This window comes from Bacteroidota bacterium, from assembly GCA_040388375.1.
GTDB lineage: Bacteria > Bacteroidota > Bacteroidia > UKL13-3 > UKL13-3 > JAAFJM01.
The window spans coordinates 414,301-435,936 of sequence record JAZKBU010000007.1 but is presented as its reverse complement, the minus strand read 5'-3'; the positions used below and the strand labels follow the sequence as shown (position 1 = coordinate 435,936).

The 21,636-nt window shown below is 34.8% G+C and carries 19 protein-coding genes; all 19 read right to left on the bottom strand.

Annotation, left to right across the window (positions count from 1 at the left end; all coding sequences use genetic code 11):
• Positions 1–12: 12 nt before the first annotated feature.
• Genes asnB (V4538_13555) through V4538_13465 form a run of 19 tightly spaced genes read right to left on the bottom strand, consistent with a single transcriptional unit; the run spans position 13 to position 21,607 of the window.
• The gene (gene asnB, locus V4538_13555) at positions 13–1,857 is read right to left on the bottom strand and encodes an asparagine synthase (glutamine-hydrolyzing) (GenBank protein ID MES2382067.1); all 1,845 of its coding nucleotides are present in this window, start codon (positions 1,855–1,857) and stop codon (positions 13–15) included.
• Positions 1,858–1,859: 2 nt separating this feature from the next.
• A complete protein-coding gene (locus V4538_13550; GenBank protein ID MES2382066.1) occupies positions 1,860–2,942 on the bottom strand; it encodes a glycosyltransferase family 4 protein in 1,083 nt (360 codons plus the stop codon).
• A complete protein-coding gene (locus tag V4538_13545; protein MES2382065.1) occupies positions 2,939–3,922 on the bottom strand; it encodes a glycosyltransferase family 1 protein in 984 nt (327 codons plus the stop codon). The genes V4538_13550 and V4538_13545 overlap by 4 nt, the downstream gene beginning before the upstream one ends.
• Positions 3,919–4,638, bottom strand: a complete 720-nt coding sequence (locus V4538_13540) for a class I SAM-dependent methyltransferase (protein MES2382064.1) — start codon at positions 4,636–4,638, stop codon at positions 3,919–3,921. Before V4538_13540 ends, V4538_13545 begins: the two co-directional genes overlap by 4 nt.
• A gap of 7 nt (positions 4,639–4,645) precedes the next feature.
• Positions 4,646–5,668, bottom strand: a complete 1,023-nt coding sequence (locus V4538_13535) for a glycosyltransferase (GenBank protein MES2382063.1) — start codon at positions 5,666–5,668, stop codon at positions 4,646–4,648.
• Positions 5,665–7,494, bottom strand: coding sequence for an asparagine synthase (glutamine-hydrolyzing) (gene asnB / locus V4538_13530; GenBank protein ID MES2382062.1), 1,830 nt, complete (start codon positions 7,492–7,494; stop codon positions 5,665–5,667). Before asnB (V4538_13530) ends, V4538_13535 begins: the two co-directional genes overlap by 4 nt.
• A 29-nt stretch (positions 7,495–7,523) precedes the next feature.
• On the bottom strand, positions 7,524–8,885 hold the full coding sequence (locus V4538_13525) for a hypothetical protein (GenBank protein MES2382061.1): 1,362 nt from the start codon (positions 8,883–8,885) through the stop codon (positions 7,524–7,526).
• Positions 8,886–8,907: 22 nt separating this feature from the next.
• The gene (locus V4538_13520) at positions 8,908–9,801 is read right to left on the bottom strand and encodes an alpha-1,2-fucosyltransferase (GenBank protein MES2382060.1); all 894 of its coding nucleotides are present in this window, start codon (positions 9,799–9,801) and stop codon (positions 8,908–8,910) included.
• Positions 9,802–10,575, bottom strand: a complete 774-nt coding sequence (locus V4538_13515) for a DUF268 domain-containing protein (GenBank protein MES2382059.1) — start codon at positions 10,573–10,575, stop codon at positions 9,802–9,804.
• A 38-nt stretch (positions 10,576–10,613) separates the two neighbouring features.
• Positions 10,614–11,711, bottom strand: a complete 1,098-nt coding sequence (locus V4538_13510; GenBank protein ID MES2382058.1) for a glycosyltransferase family A protein — start codon at positions 11,709–11,711, stop codon at positions 10,614–10,616.
• A 4-nt stretch (positions 11,712–11,715) separates the two neighbouring features.
• Positions 11,716–12,612: a hypothetical protein gene (locus V4538_13505; protein MES2382057.1), complete on the bottom strand. Its 897-nt coding sequence runs from the start codon at positions 12,610–12,612 to the stop codon at positions 11,716–11,718.
• Between the two features lie 31 nt (positions 12,613–12,643).
• The gene (locus V4538_13500; protein MES2382056.1) at positions 12,644–14,185 is read right to left on the bottom strand and encodes a hypothetical protein; all 1,542 of its coding nucleotides are present in this window, start codon (positions 14,183–14,185) and stop codon (positions 12,644–12,646) included.
• Complete coding sequence (locus V4538_13495; protein ID MES2382055.1) at positions 14,185–15,141, bottom strand: glycosyltransferase family 2 protein; 957 nt, start codon at positions 15,139–15,141, stop codon at positions 14,185–14,187. The genes V4538_13500 and V4538_13495 overlap by 1 nt, the downstream gene beginning before the upstream one ends.
• A gap of 2 nt (positions 15,142–15,143) precedes the next feature.
• Positions 15,144–16,448: a lipopolysaccharide biosynthesis protein RfbH gene (gene rfbH / locus V4538_13490; GenBank protein MES2382054.1), complete on the bottom strand. Its 1,305-nt coding sequence runs from the start codon at positions 16,446–16,448 to the stop codon at positions 15,144–15,146.
• Positions 16,441–17,334 carry an NAD-dependent epimerase/dehydratase family protein gene (locus V4538_13485; protein ID MES2382053.1) on the bottom strand — a complete coding sequence of 298 codons (894 nt, stop codon included), beginning with the start codon at positions 17,332–17,334 and terminating at the stop codon, positions 16,441–16,443. Before V4538_13485 ends, rfbH begins: the two co-directional genes overlap by 8 nt.
• Before the next feature lie 7 nt (positions 17,335–17,341).
• Positions 17,342–18,430 carry an acyltransferase gene (locus V4538_13480; protein MES2382052.1) on the bottom strand — a complete coding sequence of 363 codons (1,089 nt, stop codon included), beginning with the start codon at positions 18,428–18,430 and terminating at the stop codon, positions 17,342–17,344.
• Positions 18,431–18,436: 6 nt separating this feature from the next.
• Positions 18,437–19,501: a CDP-glucose 4,6-dehydratase gene (gene rfbG, locus V4538_13475; protein ID MES2382051.1), complete on the bottom strand. Its 1,065-nt coding sequence runs from the start codon at positions 19,499–19,501 to the stop codon at positions 18,437–18,439.
• A 43-nt stretch (positions 19,502–19,544) separates the two neighbouring features.
• On the bottom strand, positions 19,545–20,315 hold the full coding sequence (rfbF, locus tag V4538_13470) for a glucose-1-phosphate cytidylyltransferase (GenBank protein ID MES2382050.1): 771 nt from the start codon (positions 20,313–20,315) through the stop codon (positions 19,545–19,547).
• Between the two features lie 32 nt (positions 20,316–20,347).
• Complete coding sequence (locus tag V4538_13465; GenBank protein MES2382049.1) at positions 20,348–21,607, bottom strand: nucleotide sugar dehydrogenase; 1,260 nt, start codon at positions 21,605–21,607, stop codon at positions 20,348–20,350.
• Positions 21,608–21,636: the final 29 nt, after the last annotated feature.

Here is a 21,636-nt window from a genome sequence, read left to right as displayed (position 1 = left end):
GTATATAGCTTATTAGTTAATATTATTTGTTTCAAGCCAGTTTGCAAGGCTTACCAATAACCACAAACGGGCCCAATTTACATTGCCCGTTTTGTTCAGATAACATTGCCAGTAATGGTCTATTGCATGTGCATCAAATATATCCTTTTCTTTCAGGTATGTTAGTTTTTGTTTGCAGTAGGTGTTTAATTCATTACGCATCCAATTGTCAAAAGGCATTACAAAGCCTTGTTTTGGACGGTATAATAATTCTTCCGGTATAAAATCAATCAGGGCTTTTACAAACAACGATTTATTTATTCTAGGGTCAGTTTTATAACTGTTTTCAATAGAAAGTACTAATTCCAGTAAACGATGGTCGAGAAAAGGTGCACGTACTTCTAATGAGTTTGCCATGCTCATTTGGTCTGTATCACGTAACAATACATCGTGCATATAATAATCTAACTCTAGTTTTGAAATAGTAGAGTAGGAGTATGCTTGAGGTATATTCTCTTTTGGAATATTATAGCCAGCAAATTTGTTTTTACTTAACTCTTTTATCTGGTTGTTAAAAAAGTATTGGCGTGTAATGGTATAATTGCTTTCAATGCTTAAGTCTGATTGTAAGTAAGCGCTTATTTTTTGCAGTTTAATACTTGAGTTTGTGTTGACAACAGCATTGCTTATTCCTTTTCTAATGCCTTGAGGAACCAGTTTAACAAATTTGTTGTTTTGGGCTAGGTTTGATAGCTGCTTAAAGCTGGCGTATCCGCCAAATATTTCATCACCACCCAAACCTGAAAGGGCTACTTTTAAGCCTGCACGTTTTACTGCTTTTGAAACCAAATAGGAGTTTACGCCATCGGCTGACGGATGATCTATGCTTTGCAATGCCTGCGGTATTTCATGCAAAACATCGTTTAAGCTTAACTTTATTTCGTGGTGAATGGTACCAAAATGTTTGGCTGCAATTTGCGAATAGTAGCCATCTTTAAATGCGGGATTATCGAAAGCTACGGTATAGGTATTGAATTTTGTTTTGTTAATGTTAGCTGCTACTCCCACTAAAATAGTAGAGTCTATTCCACCTGAAAGGAAAGCGCCTAAAGGAGCATCGCTGATTAAGCGTTTATCAACCGAGTCTATAAATAAATCTCTTACTTGCTTAAGTGCTTGTTCATGGCTTATTTCAACAGGATTAATTTGTGCCTGCCAGTAACATTTTTTCTCAAAAGTATTTTCATCAATTAATATATAGTGAGCAGGCTCTAAACTATATACATTTTCAATGAGTGTATTGGGGTAATGTACGGTTTGTTGTGCTAAAAACTCAGGTAATACTGCCCTGTTTAATTTTGGTTTAACCACTGTTGATGCCAGCAATGAACGTATTTCAGAAGCAAAAATAAATCCGTTATCAGCCGTTTGCTGGTAATACAATGGCTTTTCGCCAAAGCGGTCACGGGCAATAAAAGTGGTGTTTTCGCGGATATTGTGTATGGCAAAAGCAAACATACCATTCAACTCCTGTAAACAATCAATACCCCATTTTTGGTAAGCATGTAACAATACTTCTGTATCGGAGTTTGATTTAAACTCATGCCCTGCAGCTTGCAGTTTTGCTTTTATATCTTTAAAATTATAAATCTCACCATTAAAAACGATAAGCCAGTTTCCATCGTCACTAAACAAAGGCTGGTGGCCATGCATACTTAAATCAATAATACTTAAGCGTACTTGTCCTAATCCCACTTTTTCATTAGCCGAAATAAATATACCATCATCGTCAGGCCCACGGTGCTTCATGCAAAGCAACATGTTTTGTAGTTTTTCTTTTGATAAGTTGGTATTGATGTATCCGCTAATTCCGCACATATTTACGCTTGTTCTATAGTATGGTTTATTTTTGTTTGCATAATATGAACCATTTCACTGGCCCATATATCGGGTAGTATTTGTTTGGCTAACTGGTTGCTTTTTTTGCCCATTGCCAGTAACTCTTCATCGGTTTTATTAAACAGTTGTAATAATTGAAATTGTAATGATGCTTTGTTTTCTGATTGGAAAGTAAAACCGTTATATGCATTTTTTACAAATGCTGTTGCTGCGCCACATGCGTTTGATATCAATAAAGGCAACCCGTAAGCTGCCATTTCATGCACTACAACCCCCCAAGGTTCTTTTTTACTCGGTAAGCAAAAAAACCCAATCTTCGGTAACACTTTAACCAACTCTAGTGGTGGCATAAAAGGATATATTTTAAAATTATCGTTTACGGGAATATCTTTTTCAAGCGGTCCATTTCCTATAAAGTATATTTTCCATGCTGCCTTTTGCGGATGTGTTAATTCTGTAAAAGCATCAATGAGTAACCTGCAATTTTTTACATCGGCAAAGCGACCTAAAAAAAGAATGTTTTTGGGATATTGATTGGTTTTTTGTGGTAAATGTTCCTGGTATAATTTTGAATAAAAAGAAACATCACCGGCATATAAATTGAATAAAATCTGGTTATTTTTAAAACCAATTCTTTTGGCAAATTCAAATTGATAAGCACCAGGAATCATGATATAATCAAACAGCTTTTTAAAATAAAATTTAGCACTAATGGCTCCTAAACGTTGTTTTATGGAACCTGTCCATTGGCTGTCGGCACTGGTTATAACAGGTACTTTATTTAGCTTGGCTATTTTACATATTTTCAAATAGTCTTTATCCATCCAGCCACTTACAAAAATGGCATCGGGTTGGAGTGTGTTGTATAAAGATTTTATTTGTTCTAATGAAAAAGCAGAACGATTATAGTAAGTAACACCATCAATATTTTCCGGTTGATAAGGAGTTAATACTTTTTTATCCCACCTTACTACATGAATAGTTGTCTCCCAATTATTCACCAGACTTTTAAAACAAGCCATGTTGTAGGGCATTAACTCTGCGTATAAAACTAATAATTTCATTTTTGTGCTACTTTACAATACAATTGAAAATATTGGTTTGCAATTTCGTACGACTCAAAACGTTTAATGTTTTCAAAACCATTTTTTATTAATTGGCTTCTTAAGTCTGCGTTTTCTATTATGTTTTGTAGAGCGGTTCTTATTTCTTCCACACTTAATGGATTAACTAAATAAGCAGAGTCGCCTGCAATTTCGGGCATGGAAGCAACGGTTGAAGTAATAATAACTCTTCCGGTTGCATTGGCTTCTACTATGGGTAATCCAAAACCTTCGTAAGTGGAAGCAAAAAATACAATATCAGCAAAACAGTAGGCTTCATATACTTCATCAAATGATAATTTTGATTTACTGATATATGAAATCTGATTTTGTTTAAGTTGTTTTTCTATATTTTCATTGAGCCCGTTTATAAGCAATAGCTTACAATCTAAACCTTTTATGGCTTCAATTAATCGGGCAGTATTTTTATTATGGCCGGCACCTATTTGTAATATAATAGGTGTTTTGGTTCTGAATGTTTTTAAATTGGCTTTGAATAATGCAGGGTATGGATTATAAATAACATTAATTTTAGCAGCATCAATTTTAAAATACTCAATGAGCTTACTTTTAGTAAAATTAGAAATACACGTTATATGATGGGCTTTTTGTAAAGGCCATTTAAACCAAAACAAACCATAAAGCCATTTTTTTAAACCACTTAAAGTGTTTTCATAATGGCCAATATCATGTACGGTTAATATGGTTTTTTCAGGTGGTATGCCTAAAGCCAAATAGTTACAATCGCCCGTTATATGGTACACGTCAGCTTTTATTTTAGCTACCGCTTTAATATTCCAGAATTTCGATTTTGATTTATTGACATAAAACTTTTTGAACACCACCTGTTGTGCAAGTTCCCGTTCAATGGTTTTAAATATCTCTTCAATCGAAAAACCGTTAGGTCTTTTTTCTCTAAAAAGTAAAGCTACGGTTATCACTCTATTTGCGCAATTAAATTAGCAGTAAATATGCCACTTGAACCTCCACGTTCAACTGTTTGCCAAAAACGGGTAACGAGTACTTTATATTTCCATAATGTGCTTCTTATAAATCCTTTTATACCTTTTGGGTAAGGATTAACTGGAAATACTTTTACCTGACTAAATCCGGCAGCCATTGTTAACTGGCGCAATGAACCCATGGTATAAGCCATTTCGTGGGTTATATCGCCAAAAAATATACTGGTATAATGAAGTCCTTCACCATTGGGCACCTGAATAACCAGCTTTCCATTTTTACTCAATGCTTTTTTTATTACAATCAAAGCCTCAAAAAAATCTTGTCTGGTAAAATGTTCAAATACATCGCGGGCTATAATCAAATCATATTTGTTCTCTTTGTCTTGCAAAAAGCCGGTTAAGTCGCCAATAAATAAATTGGTTATACCTAAACCTAAACCTGATTCTATTTGCTCGGCTGATACATCAACACCTTGTGCTTGTTGGTAGCCTTTTTGTTGCAACCAATAAACCAAATTACCATCGCCACAGCCAATATCTAAAATAGCTGCCTGTTTGTTGTTTGGTAAAAATGGGTTTAAGTAAAAATCATTAACAGCTTTGTGGGCATTAAACCTTTCCAAAGAAGGTGCTCCGTATAAGTGCTTATTATGAAAACTGAGGTATGAGTCGTATACCGCTTTTTTATAATTCATGGTTTAATTAGTTAATGGAATGTATAACTTGTTCTAGTCTGCTGTTAATGTCGTATTTCGATTCAATGCAGCGCGCTCTTGCAGCTTGCCCTATCTTATCGCGTAATTCTTTTTTATCTAAATAATAACGCACTTTTTCTAACAGTTCTTCTTTGTTGTCATTATCAAAATAAACGGCTTCTTCGTTTTCTTTAAATAAACGCAAATGCTCTGCTGTTCTTTCTCCAATCATAAAGCGGCCGCAAGCTGTTATTTCAACACTGCGCTGGGTTTGTAAATCGCGGTTTTGTTTTTTTAAAAAACATAAATTGATTTCAATGCAGTTTAATACGGTAACATAACTTCTATGAAAGTAACTATTGCTATCGACTATTAAATTAGGGATTTTATTTTTTAAATGCGCCCAAGTTGACCCGTATACTCTTACTTCAATACCGTTTTTACATAAGTACTTTATACTTTCTGCACGGTCATCTTCGTAACTACCAATAAAGCCAACCAAGCTACCTAGTTCACGCAATTCACTTTCTGTTGGTTGTACAGGGTGGTGTAATGTCGGGTCAAAACCTTTGTCGCTAAAAATAACTTTTTTAGCACCCAGTTGTTTTAACTCTTCCATGTTATACGATTTAGTACTTACATGTACATCGTAAACAGGCATAGCTGCTAAATAGTAATTGGACTGATTGTTTTTATTAATCATATCGTCCGGACTGTAGTTTACTAATTTTATGCCTTTTTGTTTGGCTAGTTTTAGTGTATCTGGTTTAATGAATAAACCTTTATCTACCCAGAGTACATCAAAGGCTTGTTGATTAATAGTATCAATTATTTTTTTATTGAGTCCAATAAAATCAATAGGCCATTTTAGTTTAAAGCTTATTCGAAAAAGTAATTGTTGTATTTTATTTAAAACCTGTGTCGAGTCTATTTCAACAATATTATAGTTCAGTGTTTTTAGTGCATCAAGCCTTTGTAAAGCAGTGCTGCCTGTCCATAAATCGCCTACATAAAGCAAGTTTAATTTCATGCAAAGTTTTTGTTGTACCACACACTAAATGATAAAGCACGCCAGAATAAACCTAAATCTGCTTTACCACTATAAAAATCATCACCTAACTGAATAGCTAACTCTTTTTTCATAAAAGGATTTGTTGGAACCAAATCGTAAAATAATTCTTTGCTACGTTTATCGTTTTTTAATAAATTATCAATAGGCGAAGGGAAGCCATATTTTCCTTTTTGTTGTAAAATAGGTTCAGGTACTATTCCTTTAAACGATTGCCTGATTAAACTTTTGCTTGCTCCATTCATGAGAGAAGCGGTATCAAATTGTCGAACAAACTCAATTAAGCGATGGTCGTAAAAAGGTACTCTTATTTCTACACCAAAAGCCATCGAGTTTCTATCTTCGTAATGCAGGTAAGGTGGCACTGTCCAACTTTTATAGTTGTTTAAGAAATTACTTTCCCAAGCTGTATCTGCTTTATGGTAATAAAAAGTACTGTTTAAATCACTCGCATCTACGTTAAGTATAGCGGTGTTTTTATTAAACTGTTTGTTTTTAAACGACTGTTTCCATGCAACAGGCGTAGCTTCCTGTATGGCTTTTAACCATAATTGTTTTACGCTGTATTCGCTGTTATTGGCAATAATACCAATGGCATTGTTAAGTGCACCTATTTTACCTTCACTTAATAAAGTACCCAAATAAGCACTTACATGCGAAAGATAACCACCAAACAATTCATCGCCACCTGCACCTGACAGCAATACTTTTATTTTGTGTTGCGATGCCATTTGGCAAAGTTTATAGTGTGAATACATGGAACCATCTAATAAGGGTTCATCGTGGTGATAAATAACATTAGCCAACTCATCAAAAAAACCGGTGCCATCCAGTAAAAAGGAATGGTGTTTAATTTTGGGTTGATCAACAATGTATTTTATTAAAGTATTCTCGCTGTTTTGCTCTACCTGTATGGCTGAAAAAGTGTGTAACACTTCTTGTTCATTGCTTTGTAAAGCAAAACTGGCTACCGATGATGAGTCTATACCGCCCGATACAAAAGCACCTACTTCTACATCTGAAATCATATGCAGGTTGAGTGTTTCTCTAAACAAATCAACCAAAGCATCTTTATCAGTTTGGGCATCAAAATGTTTATAGCCTTGTTTTGGAAAATCCCAATAAGCTGTGGGTGTTTCCATTTCACCTGATTCATTTACCCAGGCGTAATGTGCCGAAGGCAATTGTTTTACTTCATTGTAAAAAGTTTCGTAGTCAACATCCAGTTGTCGGTATCCAATAAACTTACCTGTTTTGGCTAAGTTTAAAGTATGTTGCGTATCGGGTAAACCAAGCAAACCTTTTATTTCGGAGCAGAATAAAAAATTGCCTTTGTATTGCCTGTAATAAAAAGGTTTAATACCGACCCGGTCTCTGGCTATTAATATTTTGTTTTTGCTTTTATCGTATATGGCAAGGGCAAACATACCTTGCAGTTTGCTAATAGCCTCCACACCCCAATGGGCATAAGCGGCTAATATTACTTCTGTATCGCTGCTGGTTTTAAAAGTATAATGGTATTTAAGTTCTTCTTTTAACTGGCGGTAATTATAAATTTCGCCATTAAATGTTATTACGTTCCCATTGTTTTCGCTTAACATGGGTTGTGCCCCGTTAGTGCTTAAATCAATAATACTTAACCTTACATGAGCCAGCGTAACGGACTTATCATTAATTCTAAATGCTACGCCATTACCATCAGGGCCTCTGTGTTTTATTTTTTCAACTATAGTATAAATTAATTCATGACTATGATTGTTTCCTATTATTCCTGCTATGCCACACATGTTAAAAATAGTTTTGAATGAATTTTACGTTACAGATTTTCTATAGTATTTAAGGCTTTTCTTAGTACATGTTTATGTAAATAGAAATCGATAATTTTAGAAAACAGAAAGGAGAAGAACATATTGTAAATTAAACTTCTCGCAATACTTATAAGCGGTTCTGCTCCTACTGAATTGTACATAATTAGGTAGGTATTACCTAAAATAAATAGTTTAAATGAACTGATATTGTTTGTGCTAATGGAGTTTACAATATAGTTTTCAATGAGTAAAGCTATTAAAATAATAATAATCAAATTGTAAAAGAAACCCAATTGTCCATACCGCCAAATACCATCAGCCATTAACGAAAACTCTACGCTATTTGATAAGTTTACGTTGTAATCATATAAGTTGGAAGGGGAGGATCCCCATAAATTTTCTATGTATTGTTCACGCGACTCTTCCACACCTTTTCCGGTAATAAAAGTATTGGTATAAATAAACTGTAAATCGTTACCAATATTGCTGAAACCCACTGTTGGTACCGTAACATCAGTAAGTAGTATAACGGATAAGGTAGGCCAGGTAATTAAACGGGCTATTCCATCATTGTTGGTCTCTTTGCTATTGGTATTGGTTTTGTATTCCGAAACCAAAGAATTAAGCCTTTGTCCATCTACCTCTTCAAAACTTACACGTTCATTTTCAGTTCTGAATTGCTCAATAAAACTAAGTAATGGAAAGGCTAGCACCGCAATAATACCAATGGTGATAAAGTATTTTCTACGTAGGTTGTAATTTTCTTTATTAGCCAAAAGACCCAACGTAAATGAAATAACAATGGTTACTAAATAGCCTCTACCACCAGCTAATAAATTAACACCCACAAAAAGGCCTACTACTATAAAAAATAACAGCACTATTTTTCGTTCCAGCTTTTTAATAAAATAGCCAACTAATATGGGTACAAAACTCATGTACGAATAAGCTATACGGGTTACTTTTGGAATAAAACCATCTAATGCTGTAGAGGTTAAAAACAACATAGATAAGCCTAAGTACACAATGATTAATTTCTCTAACGAAAAGCTAAAACTCGATAGTTGCAACCACTGAAGTGAGTTGTTATTAAACCTTATTTTCTTTAATACTAGAAATGAAATACCATAAATAAAGGCTGCATATAAGCAGTAATTGATGAGTATATAATAAATGCCTGCATCGTTCAGAATATCATTATGAATAAAGTATTCCGCAAATAGTCCCTCCTTAAAAAAATAAGCATAACAAATAAAAATACTTTGTTGTAAGGGCAAAATACTTAATAGCGTAGGTATAAACGAAGGCAATTTTATAGCCTTTATAAATATGAACAGTGTTATGAGTATAATGGTTAGGGAAAAAAACATATTGTTTTTAGCAGTAAATCAATTAGTCTATAATTTGATAAGTTCTGTCGTTTAAAATAGAATCGTTTTCCCAAAAGCGAATAGGAGGGGCCACGGTTATTTTGTTGTTAGCTTCCGATAAGTAAGCTGCCCACCAGGCAAAAGTACTGTTAGAAAGTATAAAATGTTGGCAATGTTGCATCAACCAAAAGTCTTTGTAATTATTTTCATCGCCTTTATTATGGCCTACCGTTATACATTCATTTTCGTTTAACGATAAGTTTTCTTGTAACCAAATAGGGTCGTCACCAAATAACACAAAAGTTGGGTTGTTTAAGTGGCTACGCATATAAGCAATGGCTTGTTGGTAATAACCTAATCCTAGTATTTTATTATCGTTAGTGCTTACTACAGAACCATCAGCCGCCAAAGCTCTCAGCCTGCGTGCATGCACACAAACCACATTCTGGCTTGCTTTAATTCTATTGAATATACTTTGGTTGAGTTCATCGGTAGGTGGATTTTTAATAGTAAACTCTTCCTGTAATTCATTTTTTATACTGTCAAAATAGGCAGGAGCCTGAAAGTAACCATCCAAATACAAATGTTTATTGGGTTTGGTTAATAATTCTTTATGAAAGGTATAATGTGTTTCGTGCCAATACCACTTAAATGTATTGGGTAAATATAAATTGATTTTACGTTCTACAAACTGGCGGTAATGACCAAACAGCTTTTTATAGTTACTGATATTATTGGCTATAGTGGCTTTTATATTAAAATGGTCAAGCGCATAATTTCTTTTGTAAGCATCGTTTCTAAAGCCGGAGTGTGTATCCAACTGCAAACCGGTTTTATTAAACTTAGCAATAGCTTTAGCACTTGCATAAGCAAACATTTGATTTCCTAAACCGCCTAAAATACGAACGCTAATCATTTATTTGGTAAATACATAAAGGCCACATCCGTAATTTAAATGGGCTCCATCAGCTAAGTTTACATTTTCAAAAACCTGTTCCGCTTTATCGTCAATTAAACTAAACGATACCAATTTTAAATCGCCAAATATTTTAACAATTGTTTCCGGGTTAAAAACCCTGTGTGCATCAAAACATAAACGCTCTTTACCAACCGGAGTGCCAAAATACAAAGTGCCACCCGGCTTTAAAATTCGGGCTAATTCTTTAGCTCCTTTTAGATGTCCGTCCGGGTCTATATCATCACCATAACGTCCTAAACCTATATGCTCCAATACATGTAAACAGCTTAAACTATCAACCGTGTTGCTTTCGTATGGTAAATTACAAATATCACCTTTCACATAAGTAAGGTTGTTTATTTTCGATTCCATAGGCCTGATGTCAACATACTCAACCTTGCAAAAAGGAAGTAAATGCGCTACAAAACCATCTATTCTTGAGGCCACATCAATATGTAATTTTGCATCCGATTGGTGCACTTTATTGGCAGCCCATAAATCCTGTAAAAAATAATGACCATATGAATTACCCGATGATTGAAACTTATCAGCCGTAGTAAAATAAAAGTCTTTGGTGCTTATTTTAAAACTGGAATTAGCTTGTTGTTTACTTTTATAAGCAAAAATGTTTCTTATAAAATGTGGCAATGCCCTCCATTTGCGGTATATGGCCAATGGATCAAATAACAACGAGTTAAATAATTTATATATGCGTTTAAGTAAGTTTTTCATAGATGTTTTAAGTAATGAGAGTAGTATAAGCTGCTTTATTAATCAATTTGCAATAGCTTTTTAAACACTTTATCGGCTGACTGCGCACCCAAAAAAGCTTTTACTTTTAAAGGAAGCCCTTTAATTTTTAACCAGTCTTTTAGTATTAATTTAACCGCATACAGTCTGTCGCTTACCGTTAATTCATTGATAATCGACTTGTACTTAGATTGAATGTATTTGTTTTCAGCAGGGCTGATTCTTGGGTCGAAAAAGGTAGTTAAATACCATTTTTTATAGGTTTCAATAAAATGGTTTTTTACGCCTGTTAAGCCTTTTTCGTTGGGTAAAAAGGTTTGCATTACATCGTAACACAACATAGAAATGAAACCTAAATTCCATGACCTGATACCAAATTTACTGTCAATAATTTCTTCTACACTCTGGCCCCTGTACACTACAATTTCTTCAATACCAATCATCTTGGCATTATTTACCAATAAGGCCAGCGGAACATAAAAAGTAATGAATAAAGTGCGGTTAAATTCGCCTATTTCAGGCTGGCTTTCAAACCAGTCATATACCATTGCCAGCGATTTTTTAAAAGTATCGTTGTATACAAAACAATGGTTGCTTAAATGCACCGTAGGCCAGCTCCATACGTTGCTGTAATCTATTATTTCTGTTTTAGTATTGCTGCTTAATTGGGGTGTTTCGCCTTCAAAATGCAGTTTGCTTCCATTCTGATAGAAGAAAATACCCGAACATAACCTACCCGAAATAAAATCTGCTTTGTTTAATACCAGTTGCTCGTAACGTACTTTTATACTCCACTTAGGTAATGGGTCATCATCGCCCACAAAAAAAGCTACTTCGTCTTCCTTGGCAAATTCTTCCAAAGCCGAATACCAGTTGGCTACCGGTGTTAATGTTTCTTTACGGTGCAATTGAATCCACTCCCATAGTGCCGCCTTTTCAGGGTATTTTTTTTGAAGAGAATCCACCATGTTTTCAATGGCTTCTTTATTGGGCGGGTAATTGTTTACAATTAACAGGCGAGGCTTTTCGTCTAGTGCAGGTAAATCATTATTAATAATTGAAATGATAACCCAATAAACAGTTTCTATTCGCTTAAATGTTGGTAATATTATGAGCATATTATTAATTTTTTAAGAGCCTTTTTACTTGTTTAGACAATTGCCTTAACTGAAAAGAACCCAAGCTAATAGTGTCTTGCCAGTTACATTTAATTTGCTCCAATAAACTTAATGGAATGATAGTTTGAGGTGGTGTAGGAAAATCAATTAATTCTTTAGGTAATTTTCCTGTGTACGGAACCGCTTTAATCCATTGCGTACTGTTAAATGGATTCAAATACTTGGTTTGCGGATTCCAGGCAAGCCATTTCCAACGTAACCAGTTTTTATTTACCTGGTGCGAGTGTCCCCAGGTATTTATTTTCCTTACCATTTCTTCATCCGAAAAAACATACGATAAGTGAAAGCACATGCCTTGTAAAATCAATTTATTATCAATATCCTTTGTCAGCCTGCGGCTTGTAAATGGATTGTCAACATGCAGGTTAATGGCAAACAATGGGCAAGCCGCATATATAGTATTTCTTTCGCCTAAATGTTCCCGGTGTAGGATAACATGTTTTGTATCCTTCCAAAAAATCATCCACGGGCATTGATACATATTGTATTGTGGGTTAGCTAATATTTCGTCAATATTTTGTTGGTAGGTTTCAGGCAAATAAAACTCATCAGCATCCTGCACTATTAAATAATCCATACCATCGGCAATGGCTTTTGTGCGGCAGGCATTTCTTTGTGCTTCCTCCGTTTCCCAAACTCCTTGTACCAGTTCCAGCTTATCAAAATAAACCGATTGTTTTAGTATTTCGGGGTTTGACCGATTGGCATACAAACTAGGCGCATCAGCATTATAAGCTGACCAAGGTTGTGGACTATAACTAATATATATTTTGTCAACGAAAGGAGCGCAGTTTTCAATTGTTTTTAAAATGAATTGCTCGCAATCAAAAAACAATATCATTACCCCAAACTTTTTCCCCGAATTCATTTAACTAACTTCTCTTTCTTATTAATGCCCATGTTTCCTGAACCATTGCCCTGTTTTTAGGGTAAAGGGCTATGAATAAACCAAACCCTATTAAACTAACACACGAGGCTAGTACCAGTTGATATAAGCTGTTTAAATAACTTACTTTTATTAAACCATAATTGGCTACCCAATACACCAATACTGCAATAATTACATACTGTATTAATGAGTAAAAGAAATGGAATGCATTGTTTTTAAATGAGCTATTGTCGTTTAAGCTTTTCGATAAATTATACTCTAGGTAAAGCACTGAGAATAGGATAGAAAAGCACTCAATTAATGGGAGGTAAATTATTTTAAATTGGATGCCCGATAAAACCAAGAGGCCTATAAAAAATATCCTGATTGAAATATCGACAACCGAAATAAACGAAGTAGGCTTAAATATAGATTGCACGTTTAAGAGCATAATATTCATATTACATTTGGTAGTTAACCAAGCCGAAATACCCAGCAATATTGATAGTTCAATACCTCCGAATTTATCAGCACCTACCCAAAAACTAATAAACCATGCATTAACTGATATGGCCATACCAAACATAATACCCGAAGCAAAATTGTAGGTTCTGAACAATTTTGGAATCCAGTAAAACAACTTTTCTTTATTCAATGAAAGGCTTGAAAGTGCCGAAAATAAAGAAGAGGAAAGTGGGTTGATAACCATTACAATTAAACCAAATAACCTGGCCGTAATAGATAAAATACTTACACTAGCCGGGTTTACTAAAATTGCTAATAACAACTCTTTTGAATTATTGAGCAATGCGCCTAAAAAGTTACTGCCAAATACGGGGAGTGTTGTTACCATTAATTGTTTTAAATCGTTAAACTGAAATGCTGGTTTAAACGAACAATGATGCTTCCATTTACCTATGGTATAAAAGCTGTTACCCACCAGGTTTATTAAGCTTCTGGTAAATGAACCAATACCCAGCGATACAATGCCTGCATTGAAAAAAGTAAGTGAGCAAAAAATAGCTAACAAACCCATTAATGATGCCACCAAAGCAGTAATAGAAGTGAATTCGTTTTTGTGCCAGGCTCTTGGTATTACAACGATGGCTGAATTAATAATAGCTAATGCACTACCTGAGCCTGCAAATAAAAAAGCCCATCTTATACCTGATATATTTGCTGCATCAGCTTTAACCCAATAAGGAACCCAGGGTGATAATGATAAAGCAGCTATCATAATTAAGAACGCAATAGAAAAACTGATACTTATGCCGGAAGCAGTGCTAACAGCAAATTCTTTGCCTTTGCCTGCTCCATAAAAAGCAGCCACCTTTTGCGAAAAAACAATAGCAACCCCACCTTCTATAATGCTGAGCATATTTAAAACATTACCCGAAGCCAGCCAGCTACCATATGTGTTTATGTCAATATACCTGAAGTAAAGCGGTACAAAAAACAAACCGCTAATAACAGCAAAAGCTGTATTGGTATAAGATGCAATTAACTGAACAAATACACCACGTTTTTTTTGTGCGTTTTGGTTCATTAACCTACGTATTTAAGTAGTTTATAATGACTGTTTTTACCAAACATAAAGTTAGCTAAGCCATAATAAAAAATGTTGTTCGTTAACAAAGAACGCTTTTTAAAAGCCAGTAATATAAACCTTAGCAAAGTGGTTTTGCTTTCCACATAACTAAGCCTTAATATAAAAAGTGCTATAAAATGGCCTGACCAATGTTTTGTGTTGTTATAAAAAAACGCCAACGTTTTTGCATAGTTCGGATTCGACTTTGCATCGCCATACAATATTTTAAATCCATTGATGTAATCAAACTTGTTTACCTTATTGGTCATTCGGTGATCACCTTCAATTACCTTTAGTATTTGAGTATTGATAAGATAGAATTGATAATTAAGAGCCGAAAATCTGGCTAGTAGTTCATGGTCGCTGGTACATATTAACTCATTGGCTGTTCTGAATTCACCGGTTTTATGCAATGCATTTTTATTGTAACACATACCCGATGGACTTCCAATGCCTGTTAAGGAAAGAAACAAAGCTTCAGTTGGTTCAATCAATGCTGCATCAGGTTTTAAAGCCTGGTACTCATTAATGGCAGGCCTGTCACCCGAGGTAATAATAACGGCTACGTCATCATTAACCTGTTGAATAGTGTTAGAGAATACCAGTAAGGCTTCTTTATTTTCCAGCAGTTCATCACTGTGCAGAAAAAATATCCAATTGGCTTTGGCATTTTTTATACATTCATTGTGATTGCCCCAAAGCCCTACGTTAGCACTGTTTTTTATATAACGTATTCTTGAGTCAGTAATCGATTTAACTATTTCTTCCGTATTGTCTGTACTTTGGTTATCGCAAATTACAATTTCGTAATTGCTATAGTTTTGATTTAATACGCTCTGTATACAGCTTACTAAAAAATCAGCCCTGTTATAAGTTGGAATACAAACAGAAATAAAAACCTCTTGATTATCCAATGTTACTTGTTAATGAAAGCTTTTAGTTTATCAATAATGTATTCGTAATGTCTAACCTCTAATCCGGGCCAAACACCCAACCAGAATGAACGATTCATAATGGTATCAGTATTGGTTAAACCACCACCAACTATACGGTGTTCAACACCTTTGTATGCAGGTTGGCGTAATAAGTTACCAGCAAATAATAAACGGGTACCAATTTTATTTTCTTCTAAATACTGAACCAGTTTATTTCTATCAAGAGGGCTGCTATCTTTTATGGTAATTAAAAAACCAAACCAACTAGGATTGCTATGAGGCGTTGGTTCTGGTAATATAAAATGCTCTTCAAATGGTTTAAGCATTTCATAAAGAGTAGCATAATTTTCTCTTCTGCGTTGTACAAAATAATCAGCTTTTTTCAATTGGCTTAAGCCAATAGCTGCTTGCATATCAGTTACCTTTAAGTTAAACCCGATATGCGAGTAAGTATATTTATGGTCATACCCATGTGGTAATTCTCCTAAACACTGGTCGTAACGTTTGCCACAAGTATTGTCTTTACCCGGCTCACACCAGCAGTCGCGTCCCCAATCTCTGAAGCTTTCGGTTATTTTTTTTAGTTGCGCATTGTTTACCAATACCGCACCACCTTCACCCATGGTAATATGGTGGGCAGGGTAGAAGGAAACAGTGGCTAAATCGCCAAAAGTGCCCGTTTTTTTATCTTTATAAGTAGCGCCTAAACTATCGCAATCATCTTCAATTACCCATAAATTATGTTTTTTAGCAAAAGCCATAATCGCATCTAAATTAAACGGATTACCTAGCGTATGCGCCAACATAATACCTTTTGTTTTAGGGCTTAAAGCTTCTTCTAATAACTCAGTTTTTATATTGTAAGTAGGTATATCTACATCAATAAAAACGGGTATACAACCAAACTGAATCATTGGGTTAACCGTGGTAGGAAAGCCAGCAGCTACCGTAATTATTTCATCACCGGGCTTAATAGCACGTTCACCCAATTTAGGCGAGGTAAGCGCATAAAAAGCCAATAAATTAGCCGATGAACCACTGTTTACTAAGAAGGAAAAGCGTGAGCCAAAATACTGGGCAAACTCTTTTTCAAATTTAGGTCCAAACCTGCCGGTAGTTAACCAGCCGTCTAATACTGCATCTACTCCATGTAATAAATCATCAGCATCTAATACCTTTCCTGTAACAGGTAAATAATCTTTACCCGGTTCGTAGGTTTTAGTTGTTTTGTTGTGTGCAATGGCTCTTAATGAATCTTCAATACTGCCGTTAAAGTTGCTATACATTTTCTAAATAATATTTTATTGTTTGTTCAAAACCTTTGTTTAATGGACTTATTTCAAAGCCATTGTCAAAAGCTAAATTGGATGCATTGTAAAAGGCATCGCTTTCACCCACTCTTGAGGGTATTTTACCCCATTGCCAATACTCCTCATTGAAATCAGGTAATTGAGCCGCAATGGCTTTTCCTAAATCAATTAAAGAATACGTTTTTCCGCTTCCAACATTGAGTAGGTTGGGTATGCTGTTATGGGGTTTGTTAATTAATGTTTTAATAAAGTTGCTCAAATCCTTTACAAAAAAATAGTCGCGTTGTTGCGTACCGGCTGACAAAGGAATGGCTTGTTTATTTTTTTGAGCGCTTATTAAATAAGGTATTATTTTACTTTCATGCTCATAAGGTCCAAACATGCTGAAAGGCCTTAAAATGGTATAATTTGTAAAATTCTTATGGCTTAATAAATAATGCGAAGCCATTAGCTTACTAATGCCGTAATAAGTTTGCGGGCAACAAATACTGTCTTCTGTTAGTTTGGTTTGATTAAGACTGTATTCAAAAGCAGTGCCTATATGAAATAAAAAAGTATCGGGTAGTTTGCTAAAAATAAAATCAAACAACTTGCTCGTTAAAGTATAGTTTATATCGAACATTTGTTTTACATCCAACTCATTCTTTACTACACCATAACCAATACAGTTCACTATAATAGTTGGCTCAATAGCTAAAACAGATGACCATGTGGTTTCATCTGTAATATCAAATTGAATCTGATTAGCACCGTTTGCTTTCCTGCTACTGCCATACGTATCAAAAGCACTACTTAAGTCTTCGAAAATATGACTACCCACAAAACCTGTAGCCCCTAAAACCAATACCTTGTGTTTTTGCATGCTATTTTTAAGATTTAGTTTTTAGTTTTTTAGCCCAAATATGGCTAGGTTTTTCAACAAACAGGTACGATAACAACATACAAACAATTATTATCAGCAAAATTAATGATGGGTTGTTTACATTAAATCGGGTGGTTACTTTATTTACAATTTCAATCAATGCAAAATGCGTTGCATAAATGGTATAGCTCACTAAGCTTAATTTACAAATCCAGTCAACTAGTTTGCTATTGCTGGGCTGCTGTTTTTCTAATAAGCTTAAGGTAAGTAAAGCCCCCCCGGTAATAACAGCTAATAGTAAGGAGTATAACAAGTGAATACCTTTTAACTGAACGAATGAACCCAATAGTATATAAACACCTAATGAAAGTATTATAAGCCCATTGTATAGTTTCAGGTTAATAGTGGTTTTTTCAACCGTAAATTTATAGTACCAATCAGCAGCATAAGCTCCCAAAACCCAGAATATATAAAAAGCAAAAAAGTTACGACCAACCCAGGTAGTATCGTAACCTTTTAAGGCAAACAATATATTTAAGCAATACAACATAAACCCAAGGGCCAGCGGTATAATCTGCAGTTTCTTTCTCGTATAAATAAATATTGGGTAAAATACATACAATAGCATTTCAACAATAACCGTACTCAATACAGGGTTTCCCAATGGTACATCAATATTGGGTAAAAATGGGTATTGTACTATAACTATTAAATCCTTAACAATGGTTTGTATAAACGAAACACTGGTAGTTGCAAATAAATTGATAGCAATAATACCTAAAATACAACCCCATATATAAGTAGGGAATATCCTTATAAAGCGCCTGGCAAAGTAGTTTTTCCAGAATGCGCCATCAAAATTGGTTTTTTTAGCATGCGGTAAGTGAATACAAAATCCGCTTAATACTATAAATATAATTACTGCCGGATGAAGCCCTTTGTTAGCACCAAAAACAAAAAGAAAACTATCATCTAAAATAGCAATAGGTCTTAGCAACCATGTATTCGGATAATTAGCATATAAAAATTGTTTAAAATGCGTAATGAAAACAAACAAGCCTGCTAATCCCCTGATTATATCAATATACTTTAGCATATTTACTTACAGTTTTTGGTAGCTTTCAATATCATTAATTACCTGTTGATAGCTCAATTCAGGTTTATTATTAAAGTACCAAGTAAGTGTTTTTTCAATGGCTTCCTTGGCATTCCATTTTGGTTTCCAATGCAGGTCATTGATACTTTTATTAATATCCAGTTTCAATAAACCCGCTTCATGTGGTTGTTTCGTGAGGGTAGGAGTATGGTATTCGCCATGTCCCCATATTTTCAAAGCTATTTTTACTAAATCTTCCACCACTAAATTATCTTCAGCAAAAGGGCCAAAGTTCCATGCATCAGCATAAGTTACCGGGTTTTCCAATAACTTTAAACCTAAGTGTAAATAACCGGCTATTGGTTCCAATACATGCTGCCATGGTCTGATTGATTTAGGATTGCGAACAGTGATGGTTTCATTTTTCTGCAAAGCTTTCACTATATCAGGTATAATTCTGTCTTTGGCCCAATCTCCGCCACCAATAACGTTTCCTGCCCTGGCACTGGCTATACTTTTTTTGTGCTCATCGTAATGTTGCGTATTAAAAAAAGAATTGCGGTAGCTACTTATTACCAATTCAGCACAAGCTTTACTCGCACTATATGGGTCGTAACCGCCTAAGCGATCATTTTCGCGGTAAGGGTAATGCCATTCTAAATTTTCATATACTTTATCAGTAGTTATTAAAACCACTGTACATGGTTTTTCCAATTTTCTTACCGCATCCAATACATGCGCAGTACCAATGGCATTTACTTCAAAAGTTTCTGACGGAATTTCGTACGATAAACGTACCAATGGTTGTGCTGCTAAATGAAAAATAAAATCGGGTTGAAAGGAAAGTATTTCCTCTTCCAGTTTTTGTTTGTTTCTTATATCAGCTATAACCGATTCGCAAAGAGAATCCCCATTAATGGTGTGGTATAAATCAGAAGCATTTTCAGGGGCTAATGAATAACCTTTTACGGTTGCACCCAATTGATGTAACCAGGCCAACATCCATGAGCCTTTAAAGCCTGTATGTCCTGTTAGAAATACTTTTTTGTTTTTATAAATAGAAAAATCCATTTGAGAAATGATGCTTTAATAGTTTATTGAGTTTGGTATCGTATTACCAAATTTTCCACTGAGCTTTATTGTCGTTCCAATCCGATTCTAGCTCTTGCTTATCACGTAAGGTATCCATTGGTTTCCAAAAGCCATCATGTTTAAAGGAAGTCATTTGTCCATCACTGGCTATTTTTTCCATAGGCTCTCTTTCCCAAATAGTGCTATCACCATCTATATAATCAAATACCTTAGGCTCACAAACAAAAAATCCGCCATTAATCCATGAACCATCGCCTTTAGGCTTTTCAAGGAAAGAAAGCACATCGTTGTTTTCGTTTAAATTTAAAGCGCCAAAACGACCTGAAGGTTGTACAGCTGTTACGGTACATAACTTGCCACTTTGTTTGTGGTGTGCTACCAGTTTATCAATAGCAATACTACCAACTCCATCGCCATAGGTTAGCATAAATGCTTCTCCATTTACGTGTGGTGCAATGCGTTTAATACGTCCGCCCGTCATAGAGTTAATACCGGTATCAACCAATGTGATTTTCCAAGGCTCAGCTTTCGAATCGTGTACTTTGATAGAGTTGTCATTCATATCAATGGTTACATCTGATTTATGCAAGAAGTAATTAGCAAAGTATTCTTTAATCAAGTATCCTTTGTATCCAAGGCAAACAATAAAATCATTGTATCCGTAACTTGAATAAATTTTCATGATGTGCCATAAAATAGGCATACCGCCTATTTCAACCATTGGCTTTGGTTTTAGCGATGTTTCTTCACTTAATCTGGTGCCTAATCCTCCGGCTAATAATACAACTTTCATAATAGTTTAATATTTGTTTTTATGCTATTCGATTACAACCTGCCATCTACCATTTCTTTTGGCAGTACAGATTTTACATCATAAATAACTCCGTTTTCGCTTAGTAAATTTTTTATATTGATAGCTTGAAACTCTGTATGAGAAACTGCATGTATAACAGCCTGATAATGGTTATTGGCTAAATTGTCAATTAAGCTTAAGCCATACTCATGGTTTACTTCTTCTTTATCTGCCTGTGGGTCGTAAATATCAACCTGTATTCCAAATTCCTTTAACTCAGCTATTACATCAATTACTTTTGAGTTGCGTAAGTCAGGGCAGTTTTCTTTAAAGGTAATACCCATTACCAAAACATGGGCACCTTTTATAATCAGGTTTTTTTGAATCATTAGCTTAACCACTTTATTGGCAATAAACTCGCCCATATTGTCGTTAATTCTTCGTCCGCTATGTATTACTTCCGGGTAATAGCCAAGAGATTCGGCTTTGGTTGTTAAATAATAAGGATCAACACTAATACAATGTCCGCCAACTAATCCTGGTTTAAATGGAAGGAAATTAAATTTGGTACCTGCCGCTTCCAATACTTCCGTTGTATCAATATTCATTCGGTCAAATATCAAAGCCAGTTCATTAACAAACGAAATATTTAAATCACGCTGGCAGTTTTCAATTACTTTGGCGGCTTCAGCTACTTTCATGCTGGCTGCTTTATAAGTACCGGCCACTATAATTTTTTTGTATAATTGGTCTACCGTTTCAGCTATTTCCGGAGTAGAACCGGAAGTTATTTTTTTTATTTTGGTTAATGTACGTTCCTTATCACCCGGCACAATACGCTCCGGTGAGTAACCACAATAAAAGTCTTCGTTAAACTTTAAACCTGAAAATTTCTCTAGTACAGGCACACAATCATCTTCTGTACATCCAGGATAAACAGTTGATTCATATATTACAATATCGCCTTTTTTTAATACCTGTCCAACACTGCTGCTGGCACTGATTAATGGTTTTAAATCAGGCTTATTGTTTTTATCAATAGGAGTGGGCACCGTTACAATAAATATAGTAGCCGCTTTTAAGTCTTGCAATTGATTGGTAAAAACAAGGTTTTTAGATGATAGAATTGATTCTTCATTTGACTCTAAAGTTCTGTCAAAACCTTTTTTTAGTTCATCAATACGTGTTTGATGAATATCGAAACCAAAAGTATTAAAATGTTTTCCAAATTCAACAGCAAGAGGTAGCCCAACATAGCCTAATCCAATTACCGCAATTGTATGATTGTTCATAATGTTTTTAATAAAATAGTTGAGTTATT